Here is a 15,100-nt window from a genome sequence, read left to right as displayed (position 1 = left end):
GAGGTATGAGTAGGCGCTTCAGGGAGGCGGCGGTGGTGGTAACGGTGCTGGTGAGTCTCTCAGCTCTGTGGTGGATGCTGACACCCGCCCTCGCGCAGGCGCCGCAGGCGACCCGCATTGGGTACGTGGATCTCCAGCGTATCCTCGCGCGCTCGCAGGCCGGGGTGCATGCCCGCGAGCTGCTGGAGAAGGACAAGGTCGGCATGCAGAAGCAGCTGGACGGTCACAAGGTCGAGCTTGACAAGCTGCGGGACGAGCTCGAGAAGAAGGGGCAGCTGCTTTCAGCCGACGCCCGCCGTGACAAGCAGGACCAGCTCGAGCGCAAGCTGCGCGACGCCCAACGTCTCGCCGGCGACCTCGAAAAGGAGCTGCAGAAGAAGGAACAGACCATGGGGGCGAAAATTCTGAGAGAGCTGGAAGGGATCTTTAGCAGGGTCGGCAAGGAGAAGGGCTACGCGCTCATCCTCGAGCGCCGGCAGGCTGGCGTCGTCTACGGCGCGCCGGAGGTGGACGTCACGGAGGAAGTGATCAAGGCCTTCGACGACGAGACGCGCAAGGCCAAGAAGTAGGCTGCCGTGGGCGCCCAGTTCACGCTCGGCAGGCTCGCCGAGGCGCTCGGCGCCACGCTCGAAGGGGATCCGGCGCGGGTCATCCGCGGCGTCGCACCGCTCGAGGACGCGGGGCCTGAGCACGTGTCGTTCCTGGTCCACCCTCGCTACGCGCGCGCCGCTGCTACGAGCGCGGCTGGCGCGTTGGTTGTCGGCCGGGACGTCGAAGGCCTGCCTCAGGCGCTCCTGCGTGTCGACTCGCCACAGACGGCCCTCATCGTGCTCCTGCGGTTGTTCCACCCCGAACCTCCTGTCGCCGCCGGCATCCACGCGACGGCTGTCGTCGCCGGCAGTGCGCGCGTGCAGCCGACGGCCTTCGTGGGCGCGTGCGCCGTCATCGAGCCGAACGCGCGGGTCGGGGCGAGGAGCAGGGTCGGGGCGCTGTGCTTCGTCGGGGCAGGGGCGATGCTCGGCGACGATGTGGTGCTCCACCCGCGCGTCGTGGTCAAGGAAGGCGTCGCCATCGGCGACCGGGTCGTCGTCCATGCGGGCGCGGTGCTCGGGGCCGACGGTTTCGGTTACGCCTTCGACGGCACGGCGCATCGGAAGATTCCCCAGGTGGGCGGACTGCGCATCGAGGACGACGTCGAGATCGGCGCCAACAGCACAATCGACCGCGCCACGCTCGGCGAGACCCGGATCCGGAGGGGCAGCAAGATCGACAACCTGGTCCAGGTAGGCCACAACTGCGATGTAGGAGAGGACGTCATCCTGGTGTCGCAGGTCGGCGTGTCGGGCTCCTGCACGATCGGCAACCGGGCGGTGCTGGCCGGACAGGTGGGTGTTGCCGACCACGTCACGATCGGGGCAGGCGCCGTCCTCGTGGCCAAGTCGGGGGTGCCGAATGACGTGCCGGCCGGGGAAGTCTGGGCCGGCATACCGAGCCGTCCCGCCGGCGAGACGCGGCGGATCTGGGCGGCCGAGACCCTGCTGCCGGAGCTCTTCCGCAAGGTTCGGGCGCTCGAGAAGCGGGTGCGTGAGCTGGAAGGTGGGCGGCATGCCTGAGCCGGCGCGCATCCATCCGACGGCCATCGTGGAGCCCGGTGCGGAGCTCGCGGCCGGGGTCGTGGTCGGTCCCTACAGCCTCATAGGGTCGTCCGTCGCGATCGGCCCCGGCTCGGAGATCGGCGCCCACGTGGTTCTCGAGGGTCGCGTCAGGCTGGGGGCGCGATGCCGTGTCGGGCACGGCGCCCTCATCGGCGGAGTGCCCCAGGATCTCAAGTTCCGCGAGGGGCTGCCCGTGGGCGTGAGCGTGGGCGATGACACCGTCATCCGGGAGTACGTCACCGTGCACAGGGCCACCCACGAGGGGCGGGACACGCGGATCGGAAGCCGCTGCTTCCTCATGGTCTCGAGCCACGTCGCCCACGACTGCGTGGTCGGCGACGAGGTCATCATCATCAACTATGCCGGCCTGGCTGGTCACGTGACCGTCGAGGATCGCGCAACGATCGGCGGGCTCGCGGGGATCCATCCCTTCACGCGGATCGGCACGTACGCCTACGTAGGCGGCTGGGCGAAGGTCACGCAGGACGTGCCGCCGTTCGTGATCGCCGACGGCGTGCCCGCGACGGCGCGCGGCGTCAACGTGATCGGCATGCGCCGCGGCGGCGTGGACGGCGAGGGTCGGCGCCAGGTGCGCGCCGCCTTCCGGATCCTGTACCGCTCCGGCCTCGCGCCCGCTGCCGCCGCCGCCAGGCTCAAGGCCGAGCTCGGCGGCCACCCGCTGGTGGCGCGGCTCGTCGACTTCATCGAGGACTCGAAGCGCGGCATCGTCCCGGCGCCGCCGCCGACAAATGCGCAAGTTGAAGACGCGGAAAGCGAGGAGCGCGTGTGGTGAGCGTGCCGGAGAGCGGACGTATACGCGCCGGGGTGGTAGGCGCGGGCCACATGGGCCAGTACCACATCCTGGCCCTGGCGGAGCTGTGGGACGTCGAGCTCGTGGCGATCTGCGATACCGACACCGACCGCGCTCAGCAGATCGCGGCCCAATACGGAACTCGGGCGGTGGCCACGCACCGGGAGCTGGCGGAGCTCGTCGACATCGCCACGGTCGCCGTGCCGACCGAGCGCCACTTCGAGGTCGCCCGTGACCTGCTGGAGGCAGGCGTCCACGTCCTCGTCGAGAAGCCGATGACGCCCACGCTCGAAGAGGCCAAGGAGCTCTTCCGGCTGGCGCGGCAGCGCGCGCGGGTGCTCCACGTGGGGCACGTCGAGCGCTTCAACGGGGCGGTGCAGGAGCTGCGCAAGATCGTCGAACGACCCGTCCTCATCGAGTCGAGAAGGCTCGGCCCCTTCGTGCCGCGGGTGCAGAACGACTCCGTCGTGATGGACCTCATGATCCACGACATCGACATCGTGCTCGGTCTCGTGGACAGCGAGCCCCGCCGGATGAACGCCCTTGGGCGCTCCATCCAGTCGCTCCAGGCCGACGTCGCCAACGTGCAGATCCTCTTCGACTCCGGGGCCATGGCGACGATCACGGCGAGCCGCGCGACCGAGGAGAAGATCCGCACCCTCTCGATCACCCAGCCCGACGCGTATATCGTCCTGAACTACGCCGACCAGGACATCCAGATCCACCGGCGGGCCGCGCAGGAGTACACCCTCAACCGCGAGTCGATCCGCTACCGGCAGGCGTCCTTCGTCGAGCGCCTTTTCGTACACAAGGACAACCCTCTCAAGCTGGAGATCCGCCACCTGATATCGGCCGCTCGCGCCGCGAAGGCGACCGGCCAGGTGGAGCTACCCGAGACCGAGGACCTTCGGTCCCTGGCCGTGGCGCTCGAAATCGAGCGGATGATCCGCGAGGGCCGGGGTGAGGTCGCCTGGCCGAAGGATCTCCCATGGAGCGCCGCCTCGCGCTGATGGCCGGCGCCGGGGTCCTCCCCGGCCGGGCCGCCGCCGAAGCCGCCCGCCAGGGGTGGCGCGTCGTCGCGTTCGCCTTCGACGAGGCGGCGGGCCTTGACGCTCACGCCGAGCGCGTGGTGCCCTCCGTCATCACCGACGTCCAGGCAGTCCTCCAGACGCTCCGCGGCGAACGTGTCCAGGCGGCCGTGTTCGTGGGCAAGTTCTGGAAGCAGCGCGTGTTCGACGAGGTCGGAGAAACCGACGAAGCCGGCCGCCGCCTGGCCCGTGCGGGGCTATCGGACGCCGCGCTGGCGGGGACGGTGGTGGCAACGCTCGCGGAAATGGGGATCGAGGTGCTCGACCAGCGACCCTTTCTCTCGCCGTGGATCATAGGGCCCGGTACGGTGACGTCGCGGGAGCCGTCGCCGGACGAGTGGGACGAGATACGCGCGGGGTTCGCGCTCGCGCGCAGCCTGGCGGAGCACGGGATTGGGCAGACCCTCGTGCGCTCGCGCGGCGTCACGCTGGCCCTCGAGGCGGCCGAGGGCACCGACGAGACGATCCGCCGGGGCGCCAAGCTCGCCGGCCGCGGCGCGGTTGTCGTCAAGGCGGTGGCGGCGGGGCACGACTTCCGCTTTGATATCCCCACCGTCGGGCCGGCGACGCTTGCGGCCATGGCGGAGGGCGGCGCGACGGCGCTCGGCGTGGACGGCGGCAAGGTGCTTTTCGTGGAGCGCGACGAGGCGGTACGAATCGCGGACCGCGCCGGCATCGCCGTGGTGAGCGTGGATGACGGCCGCTGACGGCCGTCTGATCATGCTGTCAGCCGGTGAGGCTTCCGGCGACCTACACGGCGCCACCATGTGCAGGGCGCTCCGGGCCCTCGACCCGGGCCTGCGGCTGATCGGCATGGGCGGGCCCCGCATGGCGGCGGCGGGTGTCGAGATCCTCGTTGACCCGACGGCGCACGCCGCGATGGGGACGAGCGAAGCCCTCGGCCGCGTTCCCGGGCTCTACCGCGCGTACAAGCTCCTGGTGAGGCGGCTCCGGGAAGCCCGGCCGATGGCGATGGTGCTCATCGACTTCCCCGAGTTCAACCTGCGGTTAGCAAAGCAGGCGCGGCGCGCGGGGATTCCGGTCGTGTACTTCATCCCGCCGCAGCTCTGGGCCTGGCGACGGGGACGCATACGGCAGATGGCTCGGCGCGTGACGCGGGTCCTCGCGGCGTTTCCCTTCGAGAAGAGCCTGTACGAGGAGGCAGGCGTCCCGGTGGAGTTCGTGGGCCACCCCCTGTTGGACGTGGTGCCGAGCGACCTCGACCGGGCGACGGCCCGCGAGCGGCTGGGTGTGGGAGAGAGACAGACCCTCGTGGGCCTTCTGCCCGGCAGCCGGCGGCAGGAAGTCGACCGCCTGCTGCCGCCCATGCTGGATGCAGCAGCCCGGCTCTCCCGGGCCGACGGCCGACGCTGCTTCGTGCTTGGGTTGGCCGCGAGCGTGGATCGCGGGCTCGTCACCGTCCACCTCAGGCGCGCGTCCGAGGCGGGCGGCCCGCCGGTGGAAGTGGTGGAAGGACTCACGCACGAGGTGATGGCGGCCTCGGACGCGCTCCTGATCGCCTCGGGGACGGCGACCCTCGAGGCGGCGCTGCTCGGGGCGCCGATGGTCGTCTGCTACCGCGTGTCGCCACTGAGCGAGGTGGTCGCGCGCCTGCTGAACCGATCGGCGTGGATCAGCCTCCCGAACATCGTCGCCGGCCGCGGCGCCGTGCCCGAGATCCTTCAGGACGACGTCACCGGAGCGCGGCTTGCGAGCGAGGCGGAACGCCTGCTCGTCGATTCCGTGGCGGCGACCGCCCAGCGCGCGGCGTTCAAAGAGGTGCGCTCGAGGCTGGGGCAGCCGGGCGTCGGGGCGCGGGCGGCGCGGGCCGTGCTGAAGGTCGCGGGCGTCGCATGAATGCCGCCCGGCTCGGGCGGAAGCTGGCCCCGGCCGCAGCGTCGTGGGCGCTCCGGCTTCTCGCCGCCACGCTGCGTCTTCGCCGTGAAGAGAAAACCGTGGAGCCCCTGCAGGCCGCGGGCGCGGGCGTCATCTACGTCGTCTGGCACGCGCGCCTCCTGCTGCTGCCGTACCTCTATCGCCGGCGGGGGCTCTTCGCGCTGGTCAGCCGCTCCGAAGACGGCTCGATGATAGCCGACCTCCTGCGCCGCTTCGGCTTCGTCACCGTCCGAGGATCTTCGAGCCGTGGGGGCGCGGGGGGGCTCCGGGCCCTTGCCCGCGCCATCGGGGAGGGCCACAGCGTCGTCGTCGTGCCCGATGGCCCGCGGGGTCCGCGGGAGGTGTGCAAGGCCGGGGTCGTGGTGCTGGCAAGGCTGACGGGCGCGCCGGTGGTGCCGGCGGCTCTCGCGGCGTCTTCCGAATGGCGGGCGCGCTCGTGGGACGAATTCCGGATCCCGAAGCCCTTCTCGCGGTGTGTAGTCCGCTTCGGCGAGCCGATCCTCGTCCCCCGCGACATCGACGCGGCCGGAGAGGCAACCGCGCGCAAGGAGATCGAAGCCGCCTTGAATGCCGTCACCTGGCAGGTCGACGAGGAGGCGCGCCGCTGATCCACGCCCTCTACTCCATGGCGCTCCGGCTCGGGCTGCTCGCCTACTTGCCCGTGTTCGCGGTTCGGAAGTTCAGGCGCTCCGGCTACGACAAGGCGATCGGCCAGCGCCTCGGGCGCTACGGGGCGGACCTGCCGGCCGAGCCGCGCTGCTGGATCCACGCCGTGTCCGTCGGGGAGGCGGCGACGGCGGTCCCGCTGGTCGAGGCGCTCCTCCGCCGGTGGCCGGAGCTCGGTATCGTCATGACGACGGTCACGCCGACGGGGGCGCGCATTGTGTCCGACCGGCTCGATGGCAAGGTCAGCCACCGGTACTTCCCCGTCGACCTGCCGAGGCCTGTCCGCCGCGCGCTGGATGCCGTGAGGCCCCGCTTCTTCATCGGCATGGAGACCGAGCTGTGGCCGAATTTCTTTCGGGCGCTGGCGGCGCGCGGCATCCCGTCCATGATCGCCAACGGACGCATCTCGGACCGCTCCTTCCGGCGCTACCGCCGCGTGCGTTTCCTCACCTCCCGAATGCTGCGTGACGTCGGGGTCTTCGCGATGCAGTCGCAGGAGGACGCCCGCCGCATCATCGCCCTCGGCGCCCCGCCCGAGCGGGTCGTGGTCACGGGCAATCTCAAGACGGACCTCGCCCCCCCGGATGCCGGCGGCGAGTCCCTGTGGCAGCGGCTGCTCGGACTCGGCGAGGATGACCTCGTGTGGATCGCGGGCAGCACGCATCGGGGCGAGGATGCCGCCGTGCTGGACGCCTTCGCGCGGCTCCGCGTGCGCTTCCCGCAGCTCGTTCTGCTCCTTGCCCCGCGGCACCCGGAGCGCGTGCCGGAGGTGGAGCGCCTCGTGCTCGAACGTGGGCTCAGCGCGGTCCGCCGCAGCGATCTTCCGGGTGCGCGGGACCGGAGTGCGGTGATCATTCTCGACACGGTCGGCGAGCTGGCGCAGCTCTACAGGGTCGCGACCGTGGTGTTCGTCGGGGGCAGCCTCGTCCCGACAGGCGGCCACAACATGCTGGAGCCCGCGCTGCTGCGAAAGGCGGTCCTCTTCGGGCCTCATACGGGCAATTTCCGCGAGAGCGCCGACGTCCTCCTGGCCGCCGGCGGCGCGGTGCTGGTCCGCGAGGGCGCGGAGCTCGAGCGCTGCGTCGGCCACCTGTTGGGCGACCTCGAGCTTAGGCGGCGTATGGGAGAGGCCGCCTTCCAGGCCGTCGTGGGTCGTCAGGGAGCCGTGAAGCACACCCTCGAGCTCGTGGAGCGCTTCTTGATGGAGCCGGCGCATGGCTGAACCGGGGCGGGCTCCGGAGCTTTGGCTGCAAGAAGCCTGGCATGGGCGGGCGGGCCCCCTGGTGCGCGCAGGTCTCAGCGCGGCGGCGGTGGCCTATCGCGCCGCCCTCACGGCGCGCTCCGCGTCCTACCGGATCGGCCTTCTGTCCACGCGCGGCCTTCCCGTGCCGGTGATATCGGTCGGCAATGTCACGGTGGGCGGGAGCGGAAAGACACCCTTGGCCGAGGTCGTCGTGCTGGCGCTCCGCGAGATGGGCGCGCGGCCCGCCATCGTTAGCCGAGGATATGGGCGGCGCACGCGCGGCGTTCGAATCGTGGCCGACGGCGGCGGCCTCCGGCTCGGCGCCAGGGACGGCGGCGACGAACCTGTGCTCCTGGCTGAACGGCTGCCCGGCGTGCCGATCGTGGTGGGGGAGAGCCGGTACGACGCGGGGGCGGTCGCGGTCGGGACATGTTTCGCCAACGCGCTGGTCCTCGACGACGGATTCCAGCACAGGACGCTCTACAAGGACCTCGAGATCGTCGTGGTTTCCGGAAGCAACCCGTGGGGTAACGGTCGGCTCTTTCCGAGGGGCTCCCTGCGCGAGCCGCTGTCCGCGCTCAAGCGGGCCCGTCTCGTCGTGGTCACGAACCCGCCAACTGTCACCGCCACAAGCGATATCGCCCACGTGCTGCGGCTTCGAGCATCGGCAGCGACAGTTTTGAGCGGCGCCTACCGCCCGACGTCGCTTCGGCGCGGCAACCACGTTCGTGCCGAAGCGCCTGAGGCGCTCTGCGGGCGGAAGGTGCTCATCCTGGCGGGACTCGCGGCACCCGGGGGATTCGTCGCGACAGCCGAGGGCCTGGGAGCGGAGGTAGCGGGGTTGGCGGAGTTCCCGGACCATCACTGGTACACGCCAGGCGATCTCGCTCGCGTGGCCGCGAGGGTGCAGGAGACTGGGGCCGAGGCCGCCCTCACGACGGAGAAGGACTGGGTCCGGCTCCGTGAGATGCCCCTCGGAGACGTGCCGTTCTGGGTGCTATCAGTGCGGCTCGAGATGGGCGCCGACGGCGTGGCCCTCGCCCAGGTGCTCAGCGAGACGCTGAGACGCGCGGCCGTCGGGCGGCGGATGCCGTGATGTTCGAGACCGGGGCCGTCATGGTGCGCCTCCCGAACTGGCTCGGCGACACGGTGATGGCGCTGCCCGCTTTGCACGGCCTTCGAGCGGCCCGCGCCGGGGTTTGCGTGGTGGCCGTCGGCCGCTGGGCGTCTCTTCTCGCGGGACAGGGCGTGGCTGATGCCCTTGTGCCCTATCCGCTCGAGTGGAGGGACCGCCGCCGGCTCGCCGCATCGCTCCGGGCAATGCGCCCGGATGGTGCGGTACTGCTCACGAATTCCTTCGAGTCCGCCCTCGCGGCGCGTCTCTGGGGCGCCCGTATGCGGCTCGGCTATGACACCGACCTGCGGCGAGCGTTGCTGACGCATGCCGTACCGCTGCCTTCGCCGCGACTGCATCAGATCGACGAGTATCGCGGACTCCTCGAGGCGGCAGGCGTGGCGGCGCCGGCAACGGTTCCGGTTTGGCGCCTCGGGGAGGATGCGGCGTCCGGTGCCGCGGTCTCGGCGCTGCTCGACGAGTGCGGAGTCTCCCGCGGGGCCCGGGCGGTGGGACTGCACCTCGGCGCATCATTCGGCTCGTCGAAGCAGTGGCCGGCGGCGTCATTCGGCGAGGCGGCTACGCGCCTGAGTGAGCGCGGGCTCCGCCCCATTCTCCTGGGCAGCCCTGCCGACGTGGAGACGGTCGCCGCGGTCTCGGCCTCCGCCGGCTGGGCCATTCCATCACTCGTCGCTCGGGACCGGCCCGAGCTGCTGCCCCGGCTTCTCGCCCGCCTCGCGTGCCTGGTCAGCAGCGACACAGGGCTCGCGCATCTCGCGGCGGCGGTCGGCACGCCCACGGTCACGCTCTTCGGGCCGACGGATCCGCGTCTCACGGCTCCCAGGAGCCAGGCGGCCCGGAGAGTCGAAGGGCGCGCGCCGTGCGCGCCGTGCTTCCTCCCGCGCTGTCCCATCGACCACGTGTGCATGCGGGACATCGCGGCGGCCGCCGTGACCGAGATAGTGGAGGAGGTGCTCACGGCATGAGGACCGTGCTCCACACCGAGTCCTCTCCGGGCCTCGGAGGCCAGGAGCTGAGGACGCTCAGCGAGGCTCGCTGGACTGTCGAGCGAGGCTGGCGGGTCCTCCTGGCGGGTCAGCCCGATGGCCGCTTCGTGGGACAAGCGCGCGCGGCGGGTCTCGAGGCCGTGGGTGTCCGCATGCGGGGCGCGTGGGATCTCGGCGCCGTCTGCGCGCTCCAGCGGCTGATCAGGCGGGAGCGGGTCAGCCTCGTCCACACCCACAGCTCGGTGGACGGCTGGGTGGGCGGGCTGGCTGCGCGCGCCGCTGGCGTCCCCGTCGTGCGGACGCGCCATGTCTCGATCCGCATACGACGGCGCTGGAACCCCGTCTATCGTTGGCTCGCGGATCGGGTGATCACGAGCGGTGAGGCCATCCGCCGCCTCGTGATCGAGGCCGGGGTCGATCCCGGGCGGGTCACCGCCATCCCGGCGGGCGTGGATCTGGCGGAATTTACCGGTGGCTCAGACGATGCCCACGCGATGCGCCAGAGCCTGGGCCTTGCGCGGCCCGTGATCGGGTCGGTCGCCATGTTCAGGGGTTCGAAGGGCCATGCATATCTCCTCGACGCTTTCGCCGCGGTTCACGCCCGGCATCCCACGGCGCGGCTCCTGCTCGTCGGCGACGGAATCCGGCGGCCTTGGGTCGAAGGGCTCGCGAAGGATCGCGGTCTCGGTGAGGCGGTCGTCTTCACCGGCTTCCGGACCGACGTGCCGGCGCTCTTGCGCGCCATGGACTGCTTTGTCCTGGCTTCGACGCGGACCGAGGGTGTGCCGCAGTCCCTTCTCCAGGCTTTCGCGGCCGGGGTACCCGTGGTGGCGAGCGCGATCGGCGGAATTCCCGAGGTGGTCAAGGATGGCGAGACGGGCATTCTCGTCCCGCCCGAGGACGCCGCCGCCCTGGCGCGCGCTATTGAGTCGGTCTTGAGCGACGGATCGGGCGCCGCGGCTCGCGCCCGGGGGGCGCGGCGGCTGGTCGAGGAGCGTTTCTCTCATGGCACTTCCGTCTCGCGCCTGCTTGCCCTCTACGACGATGTCATCGCGGGAGCGGCCCCACGTCCGGTGCGCGCATGAGCGGAACGGGCGGGCTCACAGTCCTCCACGTCGTCGCCAACCGCTGGTGGACGGGAAGCGCGGAGCCCGTGCTCCGGCTGGTCCTCGGGCTCCAGGCCCGCGGGCACCGCGTGCTTCTCGGTCTGGCGGCAGGCGACCGCTTCGAGGCCAAGGCGCGCGCGGCCGGCATAGAGCCCTTGGAAGATTTGAGGCTCGACGTCAAGTCCGGCCCGGTAGCCATCGTGCGTGATGCCCGGCGGCTCAGGAGCCTCGTGACCCGTGAGGGCGTGGACGTGGTCCACGTCCATCACGGCCACGACCACTGGCTGGGGTGGTGGGGACACGGCACGGCAGCCCTCATCAGGACCTTCCACAACGAGCGCTCGGTCCGGCGCGCTTGGCCGGATTCGGCGCTCTACCGACGCACGGACGCAGTCATTGCCGTGAGCCGGCGCATCGAGGAGCGCCTTCGCCAAACCCGCGTCCCCGGTTCGCGGCTCTACCGCGCGGACGGCGTAGTGGACGCCGCGCGCTTCGTCACTGACGCGCCGGGCGCCATAAAGATCCGCGAGGAATTCGGGGCGACCGGCGTCCCCCTCGTCGGCTGCGTGGCGCGGCTCGCTGGCGGCCGGGGTCACGAGGCTCTGATCGAAGGCTTCCGCTTGCTCTCCCGCGCGCTCGACGATGCGCGGCTGTTGCTGGTCGGAAAGGGAGAGCGGCGCGATGCGCTCGAGGGGCTCGTCAAGCGCCTCGGGCTCGAGCGCCGGGTGTTCTTTGCCGGCTATCGGGATGCCGACCTGCCGGCGGTGCTCGGAGCCCTCGACGTGTTCGTCCTCATGGGAGCGGGCTCGGACGAGTCCTGCCGGGCGGCCCTCGAGGCCATGGCCGCGGGGCGGCCTGTCCTCGCCGCCCGGGTGGGCGCGCTCCCTGACGCCGTGGTCCACGGGGAGACGGGGCTCCTCCTCGACGAGCCGAGCCCGGCGGCAGTGTCCGCCTCCCTTGAGCGTCTCCTGTCGGCTCCCTCTGAGGCGCGCGCCATGGGCGAGGCCGGGAGACGCCGCGCCCTTCTCCTCTTCACCGGGGAGCGTCACGCGGAAGCTATGGAGGCGCTCTACCTCGAGACTATCGGGAGGCTTCGCGCGGCGCCGTGAAGGTGATCCACATGGTCTCCTGCGGCGGGTGGTCCTCGGATGCCTACTGGGCCGCGCGGGTATGCTGCGAGCTGACGCAGGCCGGGCAGGAGGCGACGCTCGTCTGCCGTCGTGGGACCGAGGAGCGTGTCATGTCGCGCGCGCGCGGCGAAGGGGTCCAGCGGATCGAGACCTTGAGCTTCCGCTCGGGCCTTCGGCCCGCCGCCGATTTCCGCGACATGAGGACGCTTCAGGCGTGGCTTCCGGCCGCCGACATCGTCCACGTCCATCGCGGCAAGGAACACTGGCTGGCGGCAGTCGCGAACCGCCTGTCCTCGCAGAGGCGGCCCCTCGTTCGCACCCGCCACATCGTCCAGCCGATATGTCCGCACGCTTTGAACCGCTGGCTCTACGGCCAGGCGACCGATCTCGTCGTGACGGTAAGCGAGGCCATCCGCCGCCAGTGCCTTGCCGCGGGTCTGGCGCTCCCCGACCACGTGGTGGCGCTCCCTGGCGGCGCCGACGGGGAGAGATTCAGGCCCAGGCACGACGGCGCCGCTCTCCGACAGGAGCTGGGGCTACCGGCCGGGGTGCCGCTCGTGGGGCTCTTGTCCGGCTTCCGCGTCATGAAGGGCCATGCGGTGGTGGTCGAGGCGGCTCACAGGGTGACCGCTTCGGGACGTGCCTTTCACCTCCTCTTCGTGGGGCAGGGGCCCTTCGAAGCCGCGATCCGGGAGAGCGTGGTGCGCGGCGGCCTCGGCGACCGAGTCTCCTTCCTTGGCTTCGTCGACGATCCGGCCCGAGTGGTCGGATCTCTCGACATCGCCCTGTACCCGCCGCTCGAGTCCGACGGGATGTCACGCGTGCTCTTCGAGTACCTGGCGGCCGGCCGGGCGGTCATCGCCAGCCGCGTCGGCGTCGCGGCCGAAGTCCTGACGGACGATGCGTCGGCGCTGCTCGTGCCGGGGGGCGACGCGCCCGAGCTTGCCCGCGCCTTAGCAACCCTGCTGGATGACGACGCGCTTCGGCGAAGGCTGGGCGAGAGGGCGGCGGCCCTCTGCCATGAGCGACTGACGGGCGCACGCGTGGCGGCAAGCCTGCTCGATCACTACCGGCGGCTCGCCGCTCACTCATGAAAATCTCCGTGCTCTGCTTCGACGTCTCAGCCAATGCCGCCGGCCGCGCCGATCTCCTGGCGAGACTGCTGGTACCACTCGGCTCCGTGGAGGTGATCGGACCGCGCTCGGGGCCAGGGCTCTGGGAGCCCGTGGCTTCCGGGCCCGTCCGCTACACGAGCGTCCCGGCCCGGCGCATGCCGGGATTCGTCGCCACGATGGCCGATCTCGCGCGGCGAGCCGACGGGGATCTCATCTACGCGTCCAAGACGAAGCTCGCGAGCGCCGGCGTCGGCTACCTCAAGCGCGTTGCGGGAAAACGGCCGCTGCTGCTCGACATCGACGACTGGGAGGTGGGCTTCTACCTTGGGTCGGGCTTCTGGGGCACCGTCGGCCGCGCGGTCAACCTCGGCAACCCGAGCGGCCTGCCGTGGACCTGGCTCTGCGAGCGACTCACCGCGCTCGCGGATGGCGTGACGGTCGCCTCGCGCTTCCTCCAGCAGCGCTTCGGGGGCACGCTTATCCCGCACGTCAGGGACACCGACGCGTGGAAGCCGGGCTGCGCGAGCCCTGCTGCTGGACGCCGCCTCCTCGGCGTGGGGGACAAGCGCGTCGTCATGTTCCTCGGCACGCCGCGAGACTACAAGGGCCTGGACGACCTCGCCGCGGCCGTGGCTTCGCTGGGACGGCCCGACGTGGCCTTGGTGGTGGTGGGAGCCCACGCCGACAGCGCGGCGGGCAAGCGGGTCCTCGGGCGGTGCCCGCGGGCCGCGCTCGTGCCGTGGGTGCCGTTTGAGCAAGTCCCGACGCTCCTCTCGGCGGCCGATGTGGTGGCCGTGCCCCAGCGGGAAACGCCCGACACCGTCGGTCAGGTCCCGGCGAAGATCTTCGACGCCATGGCTCTCGGGCGCCCGGTGGTCTCGACGCGAGTCTCCATGATCCCGGAGATCCTCGACGGCTGTGGTCTCCTGGTCGAGCCGGGGGACGTGTCGGGGCTGGCCGCCGCCATTCGGACGCTCCTCGACGATTCCACTCATGCGGAGGCTCTGGGCGCCCAGGCCCGCGAGCGCTGCGTGGAGCGCTACAGCTTCCAGGCGGCGCGGGCCGAGCTGTTCCCGCTGATCGAGCGAGTCATGGCGACCAGATGAAGCTCGCCGTCATCTGCCGCCCCTTCTCCTTCCACGGTGGCGTCGAAACCTCCACCGCGGGTCTGCTCAGAGCGCTCGTCGAGCGCGGCGGCTACGACGTCGACCTCATCACGTCAGCGGGGCAATTCCCTGTCCCCGGCGTCGGCCTCCGCCGGCTCGCGGTTCCGGGGCAGCCCTCAGTGCTCCGCCAGCTCTGCTTCGCCCTGGCGGCGAAGAGGGCGGTGAGCGCCGGAGCCTACGACCTCGTCCAGAGCCACGAGCGGTGCCTGGCCCAGGACATCTACCGGGCCGGCGAAGGCTGCCATCGGGCGTACCTCGAGGCCATGGGGCGCGGGGGCCTTCAAGTGAATCCTCAGCATCGGCTCCTCTTGTGGCTGGAGCGGCGCATCTTCACGCTTCGGGGCGCGCGCCACATCGTGGCGATTTCCGCAAGGGGCAAGGCCGAAATCGAGCGCCTCTACCGCACGCCGGCTTCGAGCGTCACCGTCGTTTATAACGGTGTGGACCTGACCCGCTTCCATCCAGAGAACCGCAAGCGCTGGCGAGCGGAGACTCGGGAGGCGCTGGGGATTTCGCGGGACGCGTGGCTGGTTGCGTTCGTCGGCTCCGGCTTCGAGCGCAAAGGCTTAGGACCCCTGATGGAGGCCGTGGCCGCCCTCCGGTCCCGTGACATCCGCCTCCTCGTGGCCGGCAAAGGGCGGACCGAGATATACCGCAGGCTGGAGGCGCGGCTCGACCTGCAGGGATCCGTGACCTGGACAGCGCCGCGTCCCGACGTCGAACGGCTCTATGCCGCCGCCGACGCCGTGGCTCTGCCGGCCCGCTACGAGCCATTCGGGAACGTGCATCTCGAGGCGCTGGCGTCCGGCGTCCCGGTGCTCACGAGTGCGATGACGGGCGGATCTGAGGTCGTGCGGGACGGCGTGAACGGCGCTGTGACAGCCTCTCTCGATCCGTCCGATATCGCGCAAGGACTGCGGATCATTCGGGACGGCGATGCGGGAAGGCTGGCGCTGGCGGCCCGGACGTCGGCCGAGCCGTTCACCTACGCGGCGCAGGTCGAAGGGCTCGAACGAATCTATCGCCTTCTCAGCCCCCTGACGGGTTCCTCGAGTCAGTAAAACAGAGGTAGTGTCTCAGTTTGGCGTTAGGGGTTTCGGCGG

15 protein-coding genes are annotated in these 15,100 nt (G+C 71.1%); all 15 read left to right on the top strand.

The features are described from left to right. Positions 1-5: 5 nt before the first annotated feature. The 15 genes from Q7W02_02765 to Q7W02_02695 all read left to right on the top strand — a co-directional run bounded on the left by Q7W02_02765 (position 6) and on the right by Q7W02_02695 (position 15,058). Positions 6-569: an OmpH family outer membrane protein gene (locus Q7W02_02765; protein ID MDO8475112.1), complete on the top strand. Its 564-nt coding sequence runs from the start codon at positions 6-8 to the stop codon at positions 567-569. Between the two features lie 6 nt (positions 570-575). After that, positions 576-1,613, top strand: coding sequence for a UDP-3-O-(3-hydroxymyristoyl)glucosamine N-acyltransferase (lpxD, locus tag Q7W02_02760; protein ID MDO8475111.1), 1,038 nt, complete (start codon positions 576-578; stop codon positions 1,611-1,613). Next, positions 1,585-2,448, top strand: a complete 864-nt coding sequence (gene lpxA / locus Q7W02_02755; protein ID MDO8475110.1) for an acyl-ACP--UDP-N-acetylglucosamine O-acyltransferase — start codon at positions 1,585-1,587, stop codon at positions 2,446-2,448. Before lpxD ends, lpxA begins: the two co-directional genes overlap by 29 nt. Continuing rightward, positions 2,445-3,476 (top strand): Gfo/Idh/MocA family oxidoreductase, encoded by a 1,032-nt coding sequence (locus Q7W02_02750; protein ID MDO8475109.1) that lies wholly within the window; start codon positions 2,445-2,447, stop codon positions 3,474-3,476. Before lpxA ends, Q7W02_02750 begins: the two co-directional genes overlap by 4 nt. After that, positions 3,455-4,261: an LpxI family protein gene (locus Q7W02_02745; GenBank protein MDO8475108.1), complete on the top strand. Its 807-nt coding sequence runs from the start codon at positions 3,455-3,457 to the stop codon at positions 4,259-4,261. The genes Q7W02_02750 and Q7W02_02745 overlap by 22 nt, the downstream gene beginning before the upstream one ends. Further along, complete coding sequence (lpxB, locus tag Q7W02_02740; protein ID MDO8475107.1) at positions 4,248-5,411, top strand: lipid-A-disaccharide synthase; 1,164 nt, start codon at positions 4,248-4,250, stop codon at positions 5,409-5,411. The genes Q7W02_02745 and lpxB overlap by 14 nt, the downstream gene beginning before the upstream one ends. After that, positions 5,408-6,058, top strand: a complete 651-nt coding sequence (locus Q7W02_02735; GenBank protein MDO8475106.1) for a DUF374 domain-containing protein — start codon at positions 5,408-5,410, stop codon at positions 6,056-6,058. The genes lpxB and Q7W02_02735 overlap by 4 nt, the downstream gene beginning before the upstream one ends. Before the next feature lie 17 nt (positions 6,059-6,075). Next, positions 6,076-7,338 carry a 3-deoxy-D-manno-octulosonic acid transferase gene (locus Q7W02_02730; protein ID MDO8475105.1) on the top strand — a complete coding sequence of 421 codons (1,263 nt, stop codon included), beginning with the start codon at positions 6,076-6,078 and terminating at the stop codon, positions 7,336-7,338. 61 nt (positions 7,339-7,399) lie between these two features. Further along, a complete protein-coding gene (gene lpxK / locus Q7W02_02725; protein ID MDO8475104.1) occupies positions 7,400-8,455 on the top strand; it encodes a tetraacyldisaccharide 4'-kinase in 1,056 nt (351 codons plus the stop codon). Further along, positions 8,455-9,459 (top strand): lipopolysaccharide heptosyltransferase II, encoded by a 1,005-nt coding sequence (gene waaF, locus Q7W02_02720; protein MDO8475103.1) that lies wholly within the window; start codon positions 8,455-8,457, stop codon positions 9,457-9,459. Before lpxK ends, waaF begins: the two co-directional genes overlap by 1 nt. Next, positions 9,456-10,565 (top strand): glycosyltransferase, encoded by a 1,110-nt coding sequence (locus Q7W02_02715; GenBank protein MDO8475102.1) that lies wholly within the window; start codon positions 9,456-9,458, stop codon positions 10,563-10,565. Before waaF ends, Q7W02_02715 begins: the two co-directional genes overlap by 4 nt. After that, positions 10,562-11,695: a glycosyltransferase family 4 protein gene (locus tag Q7W02_02710; GenBank protein ID MDO8475101.1), complete on the top strand. Its 1,134-nt coding sequence runs from the start codon at positions 10,562-10,564 to the stop codon at positions 11,693-11,695. The genes Q7W02_02715 and Q7W02_02710 overlap by 4 nt, the downstream gene beginning before the upstream one ends. Beyond that, positions 11,692-12,810: a glycosyltransferase family 4 protein gene (locus Q7W02_02705; protein ID MDO8475100.1), complete on the top strand. Its 1,119-nt coding sequence runs from the start codon at positions 11,692-11,694 to the stop codon at positions 12,808-12,810. The genes Q7W02_02710 and Q7W02_02705 overlap by 4 nt, the downstream gene beginning before the upstream one ends. Then, positions 12,807-13,937 (top strand): glycosyltransferase, encoded by a 1,131-nt coding sequence (locus Q7W02_02700; protein MDO8475099.1) that lies wholly within the window; start codon positions 12,807-12,809, stop codon positions 13,935-13,937. Before Q7W02_02705 ends, Q7W02_02700 begins: the two co-directional genes overlap by 4 nt. Continuing rightward, positions 13,934-15,058: a glycosyltransferase family 4 protein gene (locus tag Q7W02_02695; GenBank protein ID MDO8475098.1), complete on the top strand. Its 1,125-nt coding sequence runs from the start codon at positions 13,934-13,936 to the stop codon at positions 15,056-15,058. Before Q7W02_02700 ends, Q7W02_02695 begins: the two co-directional genes overlap by 4 nt. The last annotated feature ends 42 nt before the right edge of the window (positions 15,059-15,100 follow it).

The organism is Candidatus Rokuibacteriota bacterium (assembly GCA_030647435.1).
Taxonomy (GTDB): Bacteria; Methylomirabilota; Methylomirabilia; order Rokubacteriales; family CSP1-6; genus AR37.
This window is presented reverse-complemented; position numbering and strand designations above follow the sequence as displayed.

What these genes read in the sequence shown, in the direction of transcription:
- Q7W02_02765 (MDO8475112.1), top strand. Translation starts at nt 6, where the DNA reads ATGAGTAGGCGCTTCAGGGAGGCGGCGGTGGTGGTAACGGTGCTGGTG.
- Q7W02_02745 (MDO8475108.1), top strand. Translation starts at nt 3,455, where the DNA reads ATGGAGCGCCGCCTCGCGCTGATGGCCGGCGCCGGGGTCCTCCCCGGC.
- lpxB (MDO8475107.1), top strand. Translation starts at nt 4,248, where the DNA reads ATGACGGCCGCTGACGGCCGTCTGATCATGCTGTCAGCCGGTGAGGCT.
- Q7W02_02735 (MDO8475106.1), top strand. Translation starts at nt 5,408, where the DNA reads ATGAATGCCGCCCGGCTCGGGCGGAAGCTGGCCCCGGCCGCAGCGTCG.
- Q7W02_02730 (MDO8475105.1), top strand. Translation starts at nt 6,076, where the DNA reads ATGGCGCTCCGGCTCGGGCTGCTCGCCTACTTGCCCGTGTTCGCGGTT.
- waaF (MDO8475103.1), top strand. Translation starts at nt 8,455, where the DNA reads ATGTTCGAGACCGGGGCCGTCATGGTGCGCCTCCCGAACTGGCTCGGC.
- Q7W02_02715 (MDO8475102.1), top strand. Translation starts at nt 9,456, where the DNA reads ATGAGGACCGTGCTCCACACCGAGTCCTCTCCGGGCCTCGGAGGCCAG.
- Q7W02_02710 (MDO8475101.1), top strand. Translation starts at nt 10,562, where the DNA reads ATGAGCGGAACGGGCGGGCTCACAGTCCTCCACGTCGTCGCCAACCGC.
- Q7W02_02700 (MDO8475099.1), top strand. Translation starts at nt 12,807, where the DNA reads ATGAAAATCTCCGTGCTCTGCTTCGACGTCTCAGCCAATGCCGCCGGC.
- Q7W02_02695 (MDO8475098.1), top strand. Translation starts at nt 13,934, where the DNA reads ATGAAGCTCGCCGTCATCTGCCGCCCCTTCTCCTTCCACGGTGGCGTC.